This window comes from Staphylococcus sp. M0911, from assembly GCF_003491325.1.
Lineage (GTDB): Bacteria > Bacillota > Bacilli > Staphylococcales > Staphylococcaceae > Staphylococcus > Staphylococcus warneri_A.
Window position 1 is genome coordinate 2,174,562 of record NZ_CP022881.1, and the last position, 19,295, is coordinate 2,193,856.

The window sequence follows — 19,295 nt, forward strand, 5'->3', positions numbered from 1 at the left end:
CGTTGTCTTTCTCGTGTGAACAAATTCTCGATTTACATCTATATTATAATATAAAAGCGCTTTCTTGTATATATAGTGAGTACAAAGTTAAATTTTCTATTTTTTGTTATTAAATCAATATTTAGAGGAAATTCTATATTTATTACTCACAATGACATACACGTTAATCAAATATTAATAAACCTTAAAATTACAGTAAATTATGTTTATACAATATTTTTATTTAAAATTTATATGCTAAAATTGACTTGTTATATTTTTGATTATTAAGGAGGCCAATATGAAGCGTCTATTTTTTTCATTCATATTAATCATGTTGATTGGTTTAGGTTTTATAAATCATCCTATACAAGCAGCTGAAAATCAAAGTGAAATTCAAAAGAGCAATGCCACAACAACTCAACAAATAAATACAAGTAGTCAAGATTCAACGCCAAGAGCCCACATAGAACAGCAACTTTCAAAAGACGATACTACGACATCGTTACCTGAAGATAAAACTAATCATACGTCTTCAAATAATAACAATGATAATTCGCAAAATATTTCTTTACATAAAGAGGAACGAGCGAAACATCAAAACAAAGTAGATGATACAAATACTCAAAGTAATGGCAACAATAGAAATGATTTAGTAAATAAAAATGCTACAAACACAACTTCTTATCATTTAAATACACAACACGAGCAACCAAATTCAAATACCAAGGAACCAGTAGTTAATATTAACAAGAATTCAAATACACCAAAGCAACAGTTAAAAGAACAGCAATCTTCAACTAAAAATCAAAGTAACAATGATAAAAATCATCAACAGCAGGCTGATCAGAACAAGCAACTATATGTAACTTCTACACAAACACAAGAAAAAGCTAAAAATAATGATAGCTCGAAAACAAAAAGTACTAACAAAAATGAACATAAAATTTTACATACAAACGATATCCATGGTCGTTTTGTTGAAGACGATGGAAAAGTCATTGGTATGCCTAAAGTTAAAGGCCTTAAAGATAAAGAAAATCCCGATTTATTATTAGATTCTGGTGATGCTTTCCAAGGCTTACCTGTGTCTAATAATTCTAAAGGTGAAGAAATGGCAAAGGCTATGAATAGTGTCGGTTATGATGCCATGACTCTAGGCAATCATGAATTTGATTTTGGATATGACCAATTACTTAAATTAAAAAAGCAGCTAAACTTTCCGATGATTACTTCAAATGTTTATAAAAATGGCAAAAGTGACTTCGAACCATCAACAATAATCAATAAAAATGGAATTCGATATGGTATCGTCGGAGTGACCACTCCAGAAACTAAAACTAAGACTTCACCATCGGCTGTAAAAGGTGTTGAATTTAAAGATCCACTGACAAGTGTGAAACGTGCTATGAATGACATTAAAGATCAAGTAGATGTTTTTGTCATTTTATCTCATTTAGGTGTAGATCCTAATACTAAAAAAGAATGGCGTGGCGATTATTTGACTGAACAATTATCGAAAGATAAATCATTTAAACAATCTATCATCGTGTTAGATAGTCACTCTCATACTGTCATTAAAAATGGTAAATCATACGATAAAAATGTATTAGCTCAAACGGGAACAGCATTAGAAAATGTGGGACGCATCCGATTTAATAGAGAGGATAATCAAACGAAAAATCTTAAAGCTGATTTAATTAACGTTGCTGATACAAAAAACATTCAGCCTGACACTAAAGTTGAAAAACAAGTAAACAAAGCGAATGATGACTTCTTAAAAGCGACATCAACAGTCATTATTCCTAATAACAAAGTGAAACTTAATGGTGAACGTAATGTTGCCCGTACACAAGAAACAAATTTAGGTAATTTAATTACCGATGCAATGGAGGATTATGCTTCTAAGAAGTTTAGCCATCGACCTGATTTTGCTATTACGAATGGTGGTGGCATTAGAGCGTCTATCGATAAAGGTAAAGTAACTCAAAATGACATTATTACTGTTTTACCTTTCGGAAACTTAATCTCTCAAATTAAAGTAAAAGGCTCTGACGTAAAAAAAGCTTTTGAACATAGTTTAAGTGCACCTACAGAATCAAAAAATGGCAAACCACAGTTGACGGCAAATGGTGGCTTCTTACAAGTATCTAAGTCTATTCGCATTGGGTTCGATATGGATAAAAAGTCAGGCGATAGAGTTACAGATATACAAATCATTAATCATGATACTGGTAAATTCGAAAAATTAGACCCCAATAAAACATATTATGTAGCAACGAATGATTTCACAGCTAATAAAGGTGATGGTTATGACATGTTCGGAGGCAAACGAGAAGAAGGTGTTTCTTTAGATGAAGTAGTTGCTCAATACATTAAAAATGCTGATTTATCTAAATATGATACCAACAAACCTGAAAGAATCATCAATAGTCAACTGCCTCAAAATAATAAACATAGTGACAAAGTCATCCCACTTCCAAAAACAAAAGACATTAAAACGACTTATTACCCTGGAAATAATGTAGCGACAATCTCATCACATCAAAGAAACCACTCAGGCAAACCTTCAAACAGAACGGTTAGTCATATCGATGCCTACCAACCAAGCCCTAGCAATAAAATATCAATAGCGACTCAAAACAATACGCATCATCATGATAAGTCATTAAATAAAAAGCGCAGTGAAACATCAAATCAAAGTGATGACCAAATCAAAACTAATATATTTAATACAAAATCTACTTATCTAAAAAACGCAACATCATATTCTCAATCAAATTTAGATATCGTAACATCTAACACTAAACATATACAAAACATGTATAATGGAGAACGTTCTCAACAATCGACTCATGACAATTTAGCTATTCTTCCTAATACAGGAGGTAGCAATCATTCTGATGTAATCGCACTATTAGTAGCGATAACTGGCATCACTTTATTATATTCACGTAAAAAATCTGCATAATATAAAGAAGGTCATGAGACAGTATTGCATGTCTCATGACCTTCTTATTACAACCTTTATTCCATTAGAAAGTCTTTAAATGTTTGTGGCTTGTCGTTAACTAAGTTTTCAAAATCATTAGAATGTTGATCCAGTAATCCCCTTGCACCCGCTTCATACATGGATGCTAGAAGTGCTCCAAATCCTTTTGGTTCATCATACATATTTGCAAACGTCTCTAATGAAACAGGTTCATATTTAATTTCTGTTTGAGATACATCTGATAAAATATCTGCAAGCTCATACATATCATAACTATATCCTGATAATAAGTAACGTTCTCCCCATGTATCAGGATTTTCTATGATAGCAATGATACCTCTTGCAATATCATGTCTAGTTATATAATTAATTCGTCCTTCACCTACTGGATATATCAACTTATGCATATCCATTAATTCTGGAAGATACGGTTTCAATGGATCCATATACATTGCCATTCTGACATATGTATAATCAATACCGCTTGAAGCAAGAAGACGTTCAGCATATCCAAAGTAAGGACTCATATGGAAAGGATTATTATGTTGATCAGCATAATATCCAATATAAATTATATGACTAACACCGCTTTGCTTTGCTGCACTAATTAGATTCTCTACTTCTGGAATTCTTTTAATAGATGGATGTATGATACTTGGTATAAAAATGACCGTATCCATATCTTGAAATGCTGTAATCATACTTTTTTCATCAAAATAATCCAATTGCCTTACAGAAACATTATCTCTCCATCGTTCTGGAACTTTCTCTAAATTTCTTACCCCTATATAAAATCGGTCAATACCATGTTCGATGGCTTGGCTAGTAATATGATGACCTAAATTTCCTGTAGCACCTGTTAACATTATATTCATTTCAGTCAGCTCCTTTATTTAAGCCTAATACTTCTAACCACATAAATAAACTTATTGATACAAAAAACACTTAGTGAATTCAACTTCTCCAACTCACTAAGTGCTAAAATCTATTTTTATGCTTCCATTAATTTACCCACATTACGCATGATTCTCGCTTTTTTATAACCATGAATATCATGCAATTCTTTATACGCGCTGAATAGTTTCTTATAACGTTTCACTTTTTCAGGATCTGGCGTTACTTCATATAAAACAGGTTCTTTCATAGACTCAATAGCTTCATTTAACGTTTGATGTGCACCACCACAAACTGAACCAAGAATTGCTGCACCAATAGCAGGTGCATATTCACTATCTATTATTGTTACTTTTTTATTTAGTACATTTGCATAAATGTCCATCATTAGTGGATTTTTCTTAGGAATACCACCACAAGCAAAGACATCTTCAACATCCATATTCCAACTTTGGTATTGTTGCATAATCATTTTAGTACCAAATGCTGTAGCTTCTAAGTATGCACGGTAAAGTTCTTCATGTGTCTTTTGTAACGACATGCCAAATACACACCCTTTTAAGTTACTATCACTTAACACACTTCGGTTACCATTGTGCCAATCTAAAACAATTAGACCACTCTCACCTGGCATTTGGTCTTTTACTTTCTCATTTAATAATTCAAAAATTGAAATATCTCTTTCATTCGCTTCATCGACATATGCTTTCGGTGATTGATTTGCAATATATTCAAAAAGATCACCTACTGCTGATTGTCCCGCTTCATAAGCATATAATTCTGGAATAATTGCACCTTTAACAGAACCTGAAATACCAGGCACTTGATGTTGTTGTTCATTTAACATAAGATGACATGTACTTGTTCCAATTACCATTGTCATTTGCTTGTCTTGTTGTGAACCAATACCTAATAAACTAGAATGTGCATCGATGATAAACGGACTTACTTTTGTTTTGGTAGAAAGACCCAATTTCTCTGCCATCTCTTCAGAAATTTGGCCAACTGTTTCGCCTATTTTAACAATTGGTGCGTCCACCTTTTCACGTACAACATCTGATAATTGATCATCTACTTTATCAAACAAATCATAATGGAATCCTTCATTTTCTTCCCAAAATGATTTAAAACCTAAACCACAATTAGAGCGAACATTTTGTCCTGTTAATTTATTAACAATCCAATCTCCAGCTTCCATGATATTAGATGTTTTTTCTAACACTTCTGGTGCCTTGTTCATTACTTCCATAATTTTAGGAATCATCCATTCACTACTAACATTAAATCCATAGTAGCCTAACCATCTACTCTTATTATCTAATGCCGTTTGGAAAAGTTGATCCGCTTCTGCTTGAGCACCATGATGCTTCCATAGTTTTACATATGCATGTGGATTATTTTCAAATCCTGGTAAATTATGAATAGGTTCTAAATGTTCATCTGTAAACATAACTGTAGAAGAAGTAAAATCAATGCCAATACCTACAATTTCTTCTGGGTTTACACCTGAAGATTCAATTAAATATGGCACACCCTCTTCTAAAACTTCCATATAATCATTTCCATTTTGAAGTGAGAAGCTATGTGGTAACTTAACTCCATTTAAATTCTTTTCAATTGTGCCATGTGTATATGGCTTTATATATTTATCTATTATTTTTCCATTTCTTGTATCAACTAAAAAAGCTCTTCCTGAGCCTGTTCCGTAATCTACTCCAATGCTATAACTCATAGTTATACCCCCATACTTTATCTACATCTCTTTAAGTAAGCGTTTTCCTAAATAATACGCATAAATGAACAATAAATCAATCATAAAAGTTCAAAAAGAACCAAAATGAACATTTTTATATAAAAAATCATTGACACAGGCAACTGTAAGCGTTTACTATTGTTTACATAAATAAAAGTGAACAAGTATTAAAGGTAGATGAACAAAAATGAGCATTGAGTCAAAAGCTTATCGCCTAATTCAACCTGGCGAATTTGAATATACAACAATTAATCATGAGTTTAGAGATGGTGATGTTATTGTTAATCCTTCTAAAGCAAGTGTTTGTCATGCTGATTTAAGATATTACACAGGTAATAGACGTAAAGAAGCATTAGACAAAAAATTGCCTATGGCATTATTCCATGAAGGTATCGGTACTATTGAAGATTCTAAACATCCTGATTATCAAAAAGGAGATAAAGTAGTTATCGTTCCGAATATCCCTTCTCGCTTAAGAGCTGGTGACTTCGAAGAAACAGATTTATTAGATAATTATGATGAAAATGCCGTATTTATGGGTAGCGGCTATGATGGTATTTGCCAAGATAGAATGGTTGTACCCGGAGATAACATCGTGAAAATTCCAGACACATTAGATGAAGACGTCGCTTTATTAGCTGAATTATGTTCAGTATCATTATTCCCAATCAATCAACTTAAAGAGATTACTACTAAATCTTCTCCACAAGTTGCAGTATTCGGCGACGGCCCGGTTGGTTATTTAGCAGCAACTGCACTTCATTATATATATGGCATTGAAAAAGAAAATTTAATTGTTTTCGGCGCTATTGAAGAAAAACTTCAATCATTCGAAAACTTTGCGACAACACATCTTGTATTTGATTATGATTTCAACAGTCATAAAGGCGTTCATACTGTATTTGAATGTTGTGGTGGTAAATTCTCTGAATCTGCAATCAACCAAGCTATCGATTTAATTGATAGACAAGGACAAATCGTTTTAATGGGTGTTACTGAAGACTTAGTTGGTATTAATACACGTGACGTATTAGAAAAAGGTTTAACACTTTCAGGTAGTTCAAGAAGTACAAAACAAGAATTTGAACAACTCATTGCTTCATTCGAAAATGAAGAGTATCAACAAGCCCTTAAAAAATTAATCCCTGATGAATACTATGATATCCATAGTACAGAAGATCTTAAAAAGGCGATGGATGATACTGCAGCACATAAAGGTTGGAAAAAAACATATTTAAGATATCACTGGTCATAAACCATGATATCTAAGGGGAGATAACATAATGATGAATAAGACAACGTTTTTAGGTATGCCCAAACAAATCGTATGGGGTTACATTGGGATATTAATATTTATGATGGGAGACGGCCTAGAAATTGGTTGGCTAAGCCCCTATTTGCAACATAATGGCTTTAGCTCAAATGAAGTAAGTTGGTTATTTGGGTGCTATGGTATTACGGTTGCAATTGCAAGTTGGTTCAGTGGTGTTTTAGCTGAAGCATTAGGCGGTAAACGTACGATGTTTATCGGTTTAGTATTGTACATTATTGGAACAATATTCTTTGTTGGTATTGCACTACCTTCTGAGAATTTAGCAATTATGTATCCTGCTTATGCATTAAGAGGTTTAGGTTATCCTTTATTCGCTTATTCATTCTTAGTTTGGATTTCATATCGTTCTGAACAACGTACGTTAGGCGCAGCTGTAGGTTGGTTCTGGCTTGTATTTACTGGTGGATTAAATGTGCTAGGTGCATTTTACTCTATCTTTGCTATTAAATACTTAGGTCATATCGGAACATTATGGAGCTCATTATTCTGGGTAGTTTTAGGTGGATTCTTAGCAATCGTCTTGAATAAAGATAAATTACCTACTGATAAAAGTAATGCCAAAGCAAAATTAGCTGAAATGTTAAAAGGATTCACAATCGTTGTTGAAGAACCAAAAGTATTAGTAGGTGGTATTGTACGTGTCATTAATACTACTGCACAATTTGCTTTCCCAATCTTCTTACCACTTTACTTAGAATCATACGGCATCCCGACTTCTAAATGGTTAGCTGTTTGGTCAGCTATTTTCTTCGGAAATATCGTCTTTAACCTTATTTGGGGTATTATCGGAGATAAAATTGGTTGGCGTAATACTGTTATGATTTTCGGTGGTATCGGTAGTGGTATCTCATGTCTATTAATGGGCTATGTACCTATCTGGTCACACGGAAATATCATTTTACTTACAATTGTTGGTGTTGCTTGGGGTATCTTTATCGCAGCATATGTACCTTTAACTGCTTTAATTCCTTCATTAGTGAAAAAAGATAAAGGTGCTACCCTTTCAATTTTAAACTTAGGTGCTGGTTTACCAGTGTTCGTAGGCCCAATGATCGTAAGAATTTTCTTAGAACCGTTTGGTGACTTAGGCGTAATTTGGATTTTAGGTATATTATACTTTATTAGTACAATTTTAACTTACTTCATTAAAATGCCGAAAAGTCAACAATACGGTGAAACAGAATAAAACTCAATAATATAAAGGCTGTAGGCTAAGTATAAGATGGTCATTTCATTGTCATACTTTCATCTACAGCCTTTATTATGTATTTGATATACTATAATAAGCATACATAAATCATGGATTATTTATATAATTTGAACAAAACTACTAGATGGAGACGGTGAATATGTTACCTGCCGAAAGAGAACAAAAAATTATATCCTATTTAACTAAATACAAAACTGCCTCAGTTCACACATTAGCTAAAGAATTTAATGTACATGATGCCACAATTCGTCGCGATCTTGTTAAACTCGAGCAATATAACCAAATTAGACGTACACATGGTGGTGTGGTGTTAAATAATGAAAATGTATATAGTGAGCTGAATTTCGATGAAAGACAGACAGAATATTATTACGAAAAGCTAGGTATTGGATACAAAGCTGCTGAGTTCGTTGAAGATGGAGACACACTTATTATCGACTCAGGTTCAACCACATTATTATTTGCTAAAGCTTTACTGCATAAGCAACATTTAACCATCATTACAAATGATATCCATATCGCTTCGATACTTCGTTCTTCTAACCATAAAGTCATCGTGACTGGCGGCACACTATATCATAACAACTATGTACTAAATGGTTTAATTACGACACAAACACTACAATCATTTAACTCGATGAAGGCTTTTTTAGCTACTCCTGCTATAGATGCGATCAAAGGTGTAACTCACTATAGTGAAGAATTTGTAGACGCTAAACGCCAAATGGTAAATCAATCTAAAGAAGTGTATATGCTTACAGACAGTTCTAAATTGAATAAAATTGCTTTTTACCAAGTATGTCCTATTCATAAAATTACTGCTTTAATCACAGATCATCACGAAGACATACATGAGTATAAGAAGACCATTCCAAATGTGATTGCAGTCAACCCTAAAGATTATCAATAAATAAGCGTTCCTTATATTGAAAGTACTATTAATCGATGTTATAAAGAAGATAAGCGATTTCACATTTATCTATTTTAAATGATAAGTCTGCTGTTTGTCTGCGAGGATACTGCGGATAGTCTTACTTAGTCACATTTTTATTGAATGAGGATGATATTATGAATAATCAAAAGCCGTTGCAAACATACAAATCAAAACAAACAACCGTAATAATTACTAGTATAATATTTATGTTATTTATCATTTCAGATATACGTACGATATTAAGTAAAGACGAATGGCTACCTCTGGCATTAGCCGGTGGATCTTTAATTATATTTATTGTCTTTTTAATGATTAATATAAAGTCATTCATCCATAATTATAAACGCAGACCTTATTAAATTGAAAGTAATGATAAAGATAATGGGAGTGGGATAGAAATAATAAAGAGGTCTGGACAAAAGCGTTTAGGATTTGAGCAGAACCGAACGATGATAAAGAACTACTTCCTTATTCATAGGTTAGTAGTTCTTACAAACTCAATAGTTGAGTTTGTTCATTTGAATTGTTTTCCAAATTTTGTCGAATCGTGAGCGTTTGCCCAACTTGCATTATTTGCAGAAATTGGAATACCAATTTCTCTATGTTGGGTCCCTTCTGCCGATAATCCTGCTTTTGGGACGCCGTTAATCGGTTTCCCAGAAGCACAAAAACTTTATGTCTCAACCTCTTACGCATTAGCCACAGCTAATGTGTACTTTAAAATAGGAATACATGAGTGAAACTCATTCATAAGAAATACTAATTTCTAAAGAAAAAGTATTTCTTTATCGTTGTCCATCCCCAACTTGCATTGTCTGTAGATTTTCTTTTCGAAACTCTCTATGTTTGGGGCCCGTCCTCACGGCAAGGTTGACTTGAAATGAAAAAGCTTAGTACATTAGACCGTCTTTGTAATTTATTACTTAGACGGTTTTATGCATGAACTTTAGTTCATGTATACCTCTAAAGCTTAATTTGAACACATGAGTCAATACGCATGTGTAAGTCAACTACTGCCTAAATATGAATATAACTTGAAATATATTTATGCCCTAGCATGATTTCTTTTATTTCTGTGCTTTTTTATAAAAGTAATTAGCTACGACAATATCTACAATTGCTAGTCCCACTGATTTAAATAGCGTGACTTCTTTCTCATCTGTTCTACCTTGTTTACGACCTGCCACAATATCCCCGAGCTCTGCGTGTAACATATCTTGCGTTAATACGCCTTCTTGTTCGGGAATTTTTAAATCTCCTGTTTCTTCCATTGCTGCTTCTGTTGATTCTACGACAATTTTATTCGCAACCATCATAGATTCTGTTGGTAACTCTTGCATATCAGGTTTAAAAGAACCTACCGCATTCAAATGAACACCTGGATCTAATGTTCTATCGAAAACCGGAGTTGATGAATTAGTAGCAGTGACAACGATATCTGTCCCTTCAATAGCCTGATTTGCATCTTCAAATACTTCAACATTAACATCATATAAATCTTTAGTTTGTTTTGCTAATCTTTCTGCTTTCTCTATCGTTCTACTAGCAAAGTGAATCCTATTAATATTTCTGACTGCTAAAACAGCCGCAATTAGTCCTTCAGCTTGTTCGCCGGCACCAATCACACATAAAGTACTTGCATTTTCTCTAGATAAATATTTTGTGGCAACACCAGATATGGCACCTGTTCTAATTTTAGTCAAATACCCACCGTCTAAAACAGACAAAGTTTCGCCAGTTTCATAATCACTTAAAATAACTGAGCCACTAATGGTCGACTTACCTTTTTCCGGATTTTTAGGTGCAAAAGTCACTGTCTTTAAACCGACAATTTTCAAAGCATCTGATAGCGCAGGCATGACTAAATATCTATTATCTTCATTGAATGGAATAGAATATCGTAAAGGGGTTTCAGTTTCGCCTTCAGAAAAGGCTTTGAGTGATTCTGCTACTTCATCTATCACTTCACGCATATTGAGTAATTGTTGTTGGTCTTTTTCAGTTAAATACAACATATTTACATCCTCCGTATTTCATCATTATCGTATTTTCATACATCTATAGTCATCTTTACCCGATATTTTAATTAAAAATGTCGGTAATTTAAAGTTTATATTGTCTTGTACGCATATTCATGCTATTCTTAAAAACATAAATAAAGAGATAGTTAGACAAGTGTCTTTACCATCTCTGCGATTTTGTTTATTTAAACAAAACTATTTAATTTAACTTTTGACGACACACATTCTCCTATTTAGGGGAATGTTTTTTGTGCATATGATTAATTAATTGGAATATGGTATCGTTTAACAGGTGATCCATTCTTTTTGATATAGGGTTCTATTTCATAGCCGCCATAATACTTGATTACTTTTTGAGAGCTAAAATTCTTAGGATTACATGTCATTAATACATATTTAATTTGTTTTGTTTTTAATATATCTAAAGCATGACCTAGCATTTCTTTTGCATAGCCTTTACCACGTTGTGATTGTGCCACACCATACCCTACATGTCCACCTATTCGCGTTAATGATTCATTCAGCTGATAGCGAATATTAACCGCGCCTACAATAACATTATCTTTAAAGTAAAACGATGTACTTGTTTCCACCCAATCTTCTCTAGGCTTTGACTTATTAATATGATCTACCATTTCTTTAAAAGATGTATATTTTTTTAAATCTGTATTACCAGGAACAATTTTCTCTTCATTTTCGTACCATTCATTAATATATTTTAGAAATTGTGTTTCATCATCATATGTAAGTTGTCGAATTTCATCCATTGCTTCCACTCCACTAAATTTAAAAGCACCCGCAATATACGAGTGCTTGATTTGTTGAATAAATCTATTAAATAATGTTAAGTTCTTTACCAACTTTTTCATATGCTTCTATAGCTTTATCTAACATTTCTTTTGTATGTGCTGCAGTAGGCATATTTCTAACTCTACCTGTACCTTTTGGCACTGTAGGGAAGACGATAGACTTAACATAAATACCTTCTTCTTTAAGGCGTTTACTGAATGCTTGAGTATCTTTTTCATCACCAATAATCACAGGTGTAATTGGTGTCTCAGACTCGCCAGTGTTAAATCCTAGCTTAGCTAAGCCATCTTTAAGATATTGTGCATTTTCCCATAATTGATCATGTAACTCAGTAGAAGCCATTAATTTTTTAACTGCTTCTGTGATGGCTTTAGTATCTCCAGGTGCTAATGAAGTTGAGAACAAGAATGGACGAGATTGTGCCTTTAACCAATCAATAAGTTCTTTAGTACCCGCTACATAACCACCTACAACACCAATTGCTTTAGATAATGTACCAATTTGGAAATCGATTTTATCTTGTAAACCAAAGTGTTTAACTGTACCAGCACCTTTGCCCATTACACCAGACCCATGTGCATCATCAACGTAAGTTAATAAGCCAAATTCTTCTGCGATTTTAACAATTTCTGGTAGTTTAGCAACATCGCCATCCATACTAAATACGCCATCAGTAATATACATCACTTTGTTATATTGACCAGATTCCACTGCTTCTTTAGCTTTAGCTCTTAAATCATCCATATCTGAGTGATTAACACGAATGATTTTAGCTTTAGATAAACGACAACCATCTATAATAGAAGCATGATTTAGTTCATCAGAAAGAATAGCATCGTTTTTATTCATTACTGCTGAAATCGCAGCCATATTACAATTGAAACCAGATTGATAAGCAATTGCTGCCTCTGTGCCTTTAAATTTCGCTAATGTTTCTTCTAATTCGTCATGTAAATCTAATGTACCATTTATCGAACGTACAGCCCCTGCACCAACACCATGTGAATCAATGGCAGCTTTAGCAGCTTCTTTTAAATCTTCATTTGTTGCTAATCCCAAATAGTTATTTGATGATAAGTTAACGTACGTTTTACCATCAATTTTAATTTCTGGACCGTTTGCACCTTCAATTGAATCGATTTCATTATACAATCCATTCTCTTTCAAGTAGTTTATATTTTCATTTAAAAAATCATGTAATGATTGAACCACAACCATATCCCCCTTGTATCTCTATTTATCTTTATAATACCTTAATTTCGCCTTTCATGAAAGCCTTATCACTTATTGTATTTTTAACAATAAATATTCATTTTGAACTATATTGTCTTATTAGATAATGATATACTAATTATCATAATAATACGGAAGAAGTGATAGTTTTGTTTGATTGGTTTCAATTGGCTAGTAAAAAAGAAAAAAGAATGATTCAATTACGTCGTTATTTACACCAATATCCTGAACTTTCTTTTGAAGAAAAGCAAACACATGACTATATCGTTAACCAACTTAGCCAATTGTCATGTGACATTCAAACGCCAGTAGGTCGTAATGGAATTAAAGCTACTTTTAAAGGAAAAGCTGACGGCCCAACCATTGCATTTAGGGCTGACTTTGACGCACTACCTGTTCAAGAATTAAACGATGTACCTTATAAATCTAAAAATGATGGGTGTATGCATGCGTGTGGTCATGATGGACATACAGCCATATTATTAGGCGTTGCAGAAATCATAAATGAACATCGTCATCTATTAAAAGGTAATGTTGTTTTCATCTTCCAATACGGCGAAGAAATTATGCCCGGTGGTTCACAAGAAATGATCAATGATGGATGTTTACAAGACGTCGATAAGATCTACGGTACACATCTATGGAGTGGTTATCCAACAGGTACTATTTATTCTCGTCCAGGACCAATTATGGCCTCACCTGACGAATTTAGTATCACGATACAAGGTAAAGGTGGTCATGGTGCTAAACCACAAGAAACTATTGATCCAATCGTCATCATGGCTGAATTTATTTTAAGCGCTCAGAAGATTGTATCTCGTACCATCGATCCAGTAAAACAAGCGGTGTTAACATTTGGTATGGTTCAAGCAGGTTCTTCAGATAGCGTGATACCAGATAGTGCGTTTTGCAAAGGAACAGTACGTACCTTTGACACTAATTTACAAAACCATATCAAAACTAAGATGGAAAAATTATTACAAGGTTTAGCGGTAGCTAATGATATCACTTATGACTTTAATTACATTAAAGGTTATTTACCACTTCATAATCACCAACAAGCATATGAAGTTGTTAAACAAGCAGCTAATGATATGCATTTACGTTTTAATGAATCTGATTTGATGATGATTGGAGAAGACTTCTCTCACTATTTAAAAGTCAGACCAGGCGCATTTTTCTTAACAGGATGTGGCAATCAAGATAAAAATATTACTGCACCTCATCATAATCCTTATTTCGATATCGATGAATCATCATTTAAATATGCTGCCAGTGAATTTTTAAAAATTTTAGAACTTGAAAATGTATTTTAAAAATATGGTCTTGTGAATTTTCAAAGTCCAACTAATAAATAATCCACTTATTAACCTAAATAAAAGGTAATAAGTGGATTTTTTGTTGATAAATCGCCGGTAAAGTTATGTATTTATAGAAATAAAAAAAGACCCCATTATGGGGTCTTTTTTTATATCGATTAATAAAATTATTCGTGGATTTCAGTTACAACGCCTGATCCTACAGTACGTCCACCTTCACGGATTGAGAAACGAGTACCGTCTTCAATCGCGATAGGAGCGATTAATTCTACTGTCATTTCAACGTTGTCACCAGGCATAACCATTTCAGTACCTTCTGGTAATTGAACAACGCCAGTTACGTCAGTAGTACGGAAATAGAATTGTGGGCGGTAGTTACTGAAGAATGGAGTGTGACGTCCACCTTCGTCTTTAGATAAAACGTAAACTTCCGCTTTGAATTTTGTATGTGGTGTAATTGAACCAGGAGCAGCTAATACTTGACCACGTTGTACGTCTTCACGAGCAACACCACGTAATAAAGCACCAATGTTGTCACCAGCTTCAGCGTAGTCTAATAACTTACGGAACATTTCTACACCAGTAACAGTTGTTTTAGAAGTGTCATGTAAACCGATGATTTCAACTTCTTCACCAACTTTGATTTGACCACGTTCAACACGGCCTGTAGCAACAGTACCACGACCAGTGATTGAGAATACGTCCTCAACTGGCATCATGAATGGTTTGTCAGAATCACGTTCTGGAGTTGGGATGTAGTCATCAACTGCTTGCATTAATTCTAAGATTTTTTCTTCGTATTTTTCGTCGCCTTCTAAAGCTTTTAATGCTGAACCAGCGATTACAGGTACGTCGTCACCTGGGAAGTCGTATTCAGATAGTAAGTCACGAACTTCCATTTCTACTAATTCTAATAATTCTTCGTCGTCTACCATATCAACTTTGTTTAAGAATACAACTAAAGCTGGTACACCAACGTTACGTGATAAAAGAATGTGTTCACGAGTTTGTGGCATTGGACCATCAGCTGCAGATACAACTAAGATACCGCCGTCCATTTGCGCAGCACCAGTGATCATGTTTTTAACATAGTCAGCGTGTCCTGGGCAGTCAACGTGAGCATAGTGACGTTTGTCAGTTTGATATTCGATGTGTGCAGTATTGATTGTAATACCACGTTCTTTTTCTTCTGGTGCGTTGTCAATCATGTCGTATGATTGTGCAACAGTGTCACCGTTCTTAGCTAATACAGTTGCGATAGCAGCTGTTAATGTTGTTTTACCATGGTCAACGTGACCGATAGTACCAATATTGGCATGTTCTTTTGAGCGATCAAATTTTTCTTTTGCCATTATTAAATCTCTCCTATTCTTAATAAAAGTTATTTTCAAATTTATCTCTCATGATAGTTTCTCACCATCATGAGAAGATGTTTGATTAAGTTGTGTCTAAAAGAAATACTACTTAATTCATATTTCCTTTATAATGCATTTACCCACAAAAATCAATTCATAAAAGCGATTAGCCTATAACTAAGCTCAACCTGTATTTTAACCTAGCATAGCTAGTAAAGACAAGTTATATTATTCGCCTTTATTTTTCTTAATGATTTCTTCAGAAATTGATTTTGGAACTTCTGCATAGTGGTCAAAGTACATAGTGTAAGTACCGCGACCTTGAGTGTTTGAACGTAATGATGTTGCATAACCGAACATTTCTGAAAGTGGTACATAAGCATTTACAACTTGTGCATTACCACGAGGTTCCATACCATCTACACGTCCACGACGAGCAGTTACGTCACCCATGATATCACCCATGTATTCTTCAGGCATTTCGATTGTTACTTTCATCATTGGTTCTAAGATAACTGGATCACATTTTTTAGCAGCTTCTTTAAGTGCTAATGATGCAGCAATTTTGAAGGCCATTTCAGATGAATCGACATCATGGTATGAACCATCAAATAATTTAGCTTTAACATCAATTAATGGATAACCAGCTAATACACCGTTTTCCATTGCATCTTTAAGACCAGCTTCAACTGATGGAATGTATTCACGAGGAACTACACCACCAACGATAGCGTTTTCGAATTCGAAACCGCCACCTGTTTCGTTAGGTGTGAATTCAATGTGAACATCACCGTATTGACCACGACCACCAGATTGACGAGAGAATTTACCTTGAACTTGTGCAGCTTGCTTGAATGTTTCACGATATGAAACCATTGGCGCACCAACATTACATTCAACGTTAAATTCTTTCTTCATACGGTCAACTAAGATGTCTAAGTGTAACTCACCCATACCACCGATGATAACTTGTCCAGTTTCTTCGTCAGTATGTGCATGGAAAGTTGGGTCTTCTTCTTGTAATTTAACTAAAGCTTGAGTCATTTTATCTTGGTCAGCTTTAGATTTTGGTTCAACTGATAAGTGGATAACTGGCTCTGGGAATTCCATTGATTCCAAGATAATGTCATTTTTCTCTCCACATAAAGTATCACCAGTACCTGTTTCTTTAAGTCCTACCGCAGCAGCGATATCGCCTGAGTAAACAGTGTCAATCTCTTGACGTGAGTTAGCGTGCATTTGTAATAAACGACCTACACGTTCACGTTTGTCTTTAGATGAGTTCTTCACGTAAGAACCTGAGCTTAAAGTACCTGAGTAAACACGGAAGAAAGTTAATTTACCAACATAAGGGTCAGTCATAACTTTGAATGCTAATGCAGCGAATTCAGCTGAATCGTCTGGTTTAGCAATTACTTCTTCTTCAGGATCATTAGCACGGTGACCAACGATTGGTTTAACATCTAAAGGAGATGGTAGGTAATCAATTACAGCGTTAAGCATTAATTGAACACCTTTGTTTTTGAATGCAGTACCGCAAAGAACTGGGTAGAATTCTACGTCAGTTGTAGCTTGACGGATTGCATTTTTTAATTCTTCTACTGAAATTTCTTCGTCACCAAGATATTTTTCCATTAATTCATCATTAGTTTCAGCTACTGCTTCAATTAATGTTGAACGAGCTTCTTCAGCTCTTTCTTTGTGATCTTCAGGAATTTCAATTTCATCAATTTCTGTACCTAAGTCATTAGTGTATTTGAAGCATTTCATTTCAACTAAGTCAATGATAGCTTCAAATTCATCTTCAGCACCGATAGGTAATTGGATAGGTGCAGCATTCGCTTGTAAACGATCATGTAATGTGCTTACAGAGTATTCAAAGTTTGCACCTAATTTATCCATTTTGTTGATGAAAACGATACGTGGTACGCCGTATGTTGTAGCCTGACGCCAAACTGTTTCAGTTTGTGGTTCAACACCTGATTGAGCATCAAGTACTGTAACCGCACCGTCAAGTACACGTAATGAACGTTCAACCTCAACTGTGAAGTCTACGTGTCCTGGTGTATCGATGATATTTACACGGTGGCCATCCCAAGCTGCAGTTGTTGCTGCAGATGTGATAGTAATACCACGGTCTTGCTCTTGTTCCATCCAGTCCATTTGTGAAGCACCTTCGTGTGTTTCACCAATTTTGTGGATACGACCTGTGTAATAAAGAATACGTTCTGTCGTAGTAGTTTTACCAGCATCAATGTGAGCCATGATACCGATATTACGAGTATTTTTCAAAGAAAATTCTCTTGCCATGTATTTTTTCTCCTTCCAGTTATTACTGAATAAGTACTTTAGATATGGCGATGCCCTAAGCATGAGCCATTATTGGTAAACCAATGATACGGAACACGCTCAGGGTAAAAGCTTTAATCTTACCAACGGTAGTGAGCAAATGCTTTGTTAGCTTCAGCCATTTTGTGAGTGTCCTCACGTTTCTTAACTGCACCACCTGTATTATTTGCTGCATCTAAGATTTCGTTAGCTAAACGTTCTTCCATAGTTTTTTCACCACGAAGACGCGCATAGTTAACTAACCAACGTAATCCTAAAGTAGAACGACGTTCTGGGCGTACCTCAACAGGTACTTGGTAGTTTGAACCACCCACACGACGAGCTTTAACTTCTAATACTGGCATAATGTTTTCAATTGCTTCTTCGAATACTTCAATAGCTTGACGACCACTACGTTCTTCAACTAGGTCGAATGCTGAATAAAGAATTCTTTGAGCTGTTCCGCGTTTACCATCTAACATAATTTTGTTAATTAATTTTGTAACTAATTTTGAGTTATGAATTGGATCTGGTAATACGTCTCTTTTAGGTACTGATCCTTTACGAGGCATAATGTAAATCCTCCCTTCCTATTATAGTATATTGTGATTAATTATTTTTAAAATTTACGTAATCTTAAAAATTAATTTTTAGGTTTTTTAGTTCCGTATAATGAACGACCTTGTCTACGTCCGTCTACACCTGAAGTATCAAGTGCACCACGTACAATATGGTAACGCACACCAGGTAAGTCTTTTACACGTCCACCACGTACAAGTACAACACTGTGTTCTTGTAAGTTATGGCCGATACCAGGAATGTATGCGTTGATTTCAATATTGTTTGATAAACGCACACGTGCATATTTACGTAACGCTGAGTTAGGTTTTTTAGGTGTCATAGTACCCACACGAGTACATACGCCACGTTTTTGTGGAGAATTCAATTCAGTGAATTGTTTCTTCTTACTGTTAAAACCTCTGTTTAAAGCTGGTGAATCAGATTTTTTTGATTTGCTTTGTCTTGGTTTACGTACTAATTGGTTAATAGTTGGCATTGAATATGTCCTCCTCTCTTCATTTTTTAATCCCACACATCCAGGTGGTTCATTTTAAGGTTAAATAAAATTTAGTA

The 19,295-nt window shown here is 34.4% G+C and carries 14 protein-coding genes; 5 read left to right on the plus strand and 9 right to left on the minus strand.

All coding sequences use genetic code 11. The features are described 5' to 3' along the window. The first annotated feature begins 280 nt into the window (after positions 1-280). Positions 281-2,950 (plus strand): 5'-nucleotidase C-terminal domain-containing protein, encoded by a 2,670-nt coding sequence (locus tag ssp1_RS10610; protein ID WP_075778350.1) that lies wholly within the window; start codon positions 281-283, stop codon positions 2,948-2,950. 56 nt (positions 2,951-3,006) lie between these two features. On the opposite strand, the gene ssp1_RS10615 is transcribed toward ssp1_RS10610, so the two are convergent. Beyond that, positions 3,007-3,846: an SDR family oxidoreductase gene (locus ssp1_RS10615; protein ID WP_075778351.1), complete on the minus strand. Its 840-nt coding sequence runs from the start codon at positions 3,844-3,846 to the stop codon at positions 3,007-3,009. 116 nt (positions 3,847-3,962) lie between these two features. Next, positions 3,963-5,597: a ribulokinase gene (locus tag ssp1_RS10620; RefSeq protein WP_107536011.1), complete on the minus strand. Its 1,635-nt coding sequence runs from the start codon at positions 5,595-5,597 to the stop codon at positions 3,963-3,965. Between the two features lie 208 nt (positions 5,598-5,805). Between ssp1_RS10620 and ssp1_RS10625 the strand changes: the two genes are divergently transcribed. The 3 genes from ssp1_RS10625 (at position 5,806) to ssp1_RS10635 (ending at position 9,071) form a co-directional block, all read left to right on the plus strand. Then, positions 5,806-6,873, plus strand: coding sequence for an alcohol dehydrogenase catalytic domain-containing protein (locus ssp1_RS10625; protein ID WP_075778353.1), 1,068 nt, complete (start codon positions 5,806-5,808; stop codon positions 6,871-6,873). Between the two features lie 28 nt (positions 6,874-6,901). Continuing rightward, on the plus strand, positions 6,902-8,137 hold the full coding sequence (locus tag ssp1_RS10630) for an MFS transporter (RefSeq protein WP_075778354.1): 1,236 nt from the start codon (positions 6,902-6,904) through the stop codon (positions 8,135-8,137). Between the two features lie 163 nt (positions 8,138-8,300). Beyond that, positions 8,301-9,071, plus strand: coding sequence for a DeoR/GlpR family DNA-binding transcription regulator (locus ssp1_RS10635; RefSeq protein ID WP_002452001.1), 771 nt, complete (start codon positions 8,301-8,303; stop codon positions 9,069-9,071). Positions 9,072-10,162: 1,091 nt separating this feature from the next. Here ssp1_RS10635 and ssp1_RS10645 read toward each other — a convergent pair. From ssp1_RS10645 to ssp1_RS10655, 3 genes are all read right to left on the minus strand, one after another. Beyond that, positions 10,163-11,110, minus strand: coding sequence for an ornithine cyclodeaminase family protein (locus ssp1_RS10645; RefSeq protein WP_107536012.1), 948 nt, complete (start codon positions 11,108-11,110; stop codon positions 10,163-10,165). Between the two features lie 266 nt (positions 11,111-11,376). After that, on the minus strand, positions 11,377-11,883 hold the full coding sequence (locus ssp1_RS10650) for a GNAT family N-acetyltransferase (protein WP_049423933.1): 507 nt from the start codon (positions 11,881-11,883) through the stop codon (positions 11,377-11,379). A gap of 67 nt (positions 11,884-11,950) precedes the next feature. Further along, positions 11,951-13,138 carry a glycine C-acetyltransferase gene (locus ssp1_RS10655; protein ID WP_002451227.1) on the minus strand — a complete coding sequence of 396 codons (1,188 nt, stop codon included), beginning with the start codon at positions 13,136-13,138 and terminating at the stop codon, positions 11,951-11,953. Between the two features lie 170 nt (positions 13,139-13,308). Between ssp1_RS10655 and ssp1_RS10660 the strand changes: the two genes are divergently transcribed. Further along, the gene (locus ssp1_RS10660; protein ID WP_075777919.1) at positions 13,309-14,475 is read left to right on the plus strand and encodes a M20 family metallopeptidase; all 1,167 of its coding nucleotides are present in this window, start codon (positions 13,309-13,311) and stop codon (positions 14,473-14,475) included. Positions 14,476-14,645: 170 nt separating this feature from the next. On the opposite strand, the gene tuf is transcribed toward ssp1_RS10660, so the two are convergent. From tuf to rpsL, 4 genes are all read right to left on the minus strand, one after another. Next, positions 14,646-15,830 (minus strand): elongation factor Tu, encoded by a 1,185-nt coding sequence (gene tuf / locus ssp1_RS10665; RefSeq protein ID WP_002451225.1) that lies wholly within the window; start codon positions 15,828-15,830, stop codon positions 14,646-14,648. A gap of 231 nt (positions 15,831-16,061) precedes the next feature. Further along, entirely contained in the window at positions 16,062-18,143 is a 2,082-nt protein-coding gene (gene fusA / locus ssp1_RS10670; RefSeq protein WP_075777920.1) for an elongation factor G, read from the minus strand. A gap of 119 nt (positions 18,144-18,262) precedes the next feature. After that, entirely contained in the window at positions 18,263-18,733 is a 471-nt protein-coding gene (gene rpsG / locus ssp1_RS10675) for a 30S ribosomal protein S7 (RefSeq protein ID WP_002451223.1), read from the minus strand. Positions 18,734-18,804: 71 nt separating this feature from the next. After that, the gene (gene rpsL / locus ssp1_RS10680; protein WP_002451222.1) at positions 18,805-19,218 is read right to left on the minus strand and encodes a 30S ribosomal protein S12; all 414 of its coding nucleotides are present in this window, start codon (positions 19,216-19,218) and stop codon (positions 18,805-18,807) included. Between the last annotated feature and the right edge of the window lie 77 nt (positions 19,219-19,295).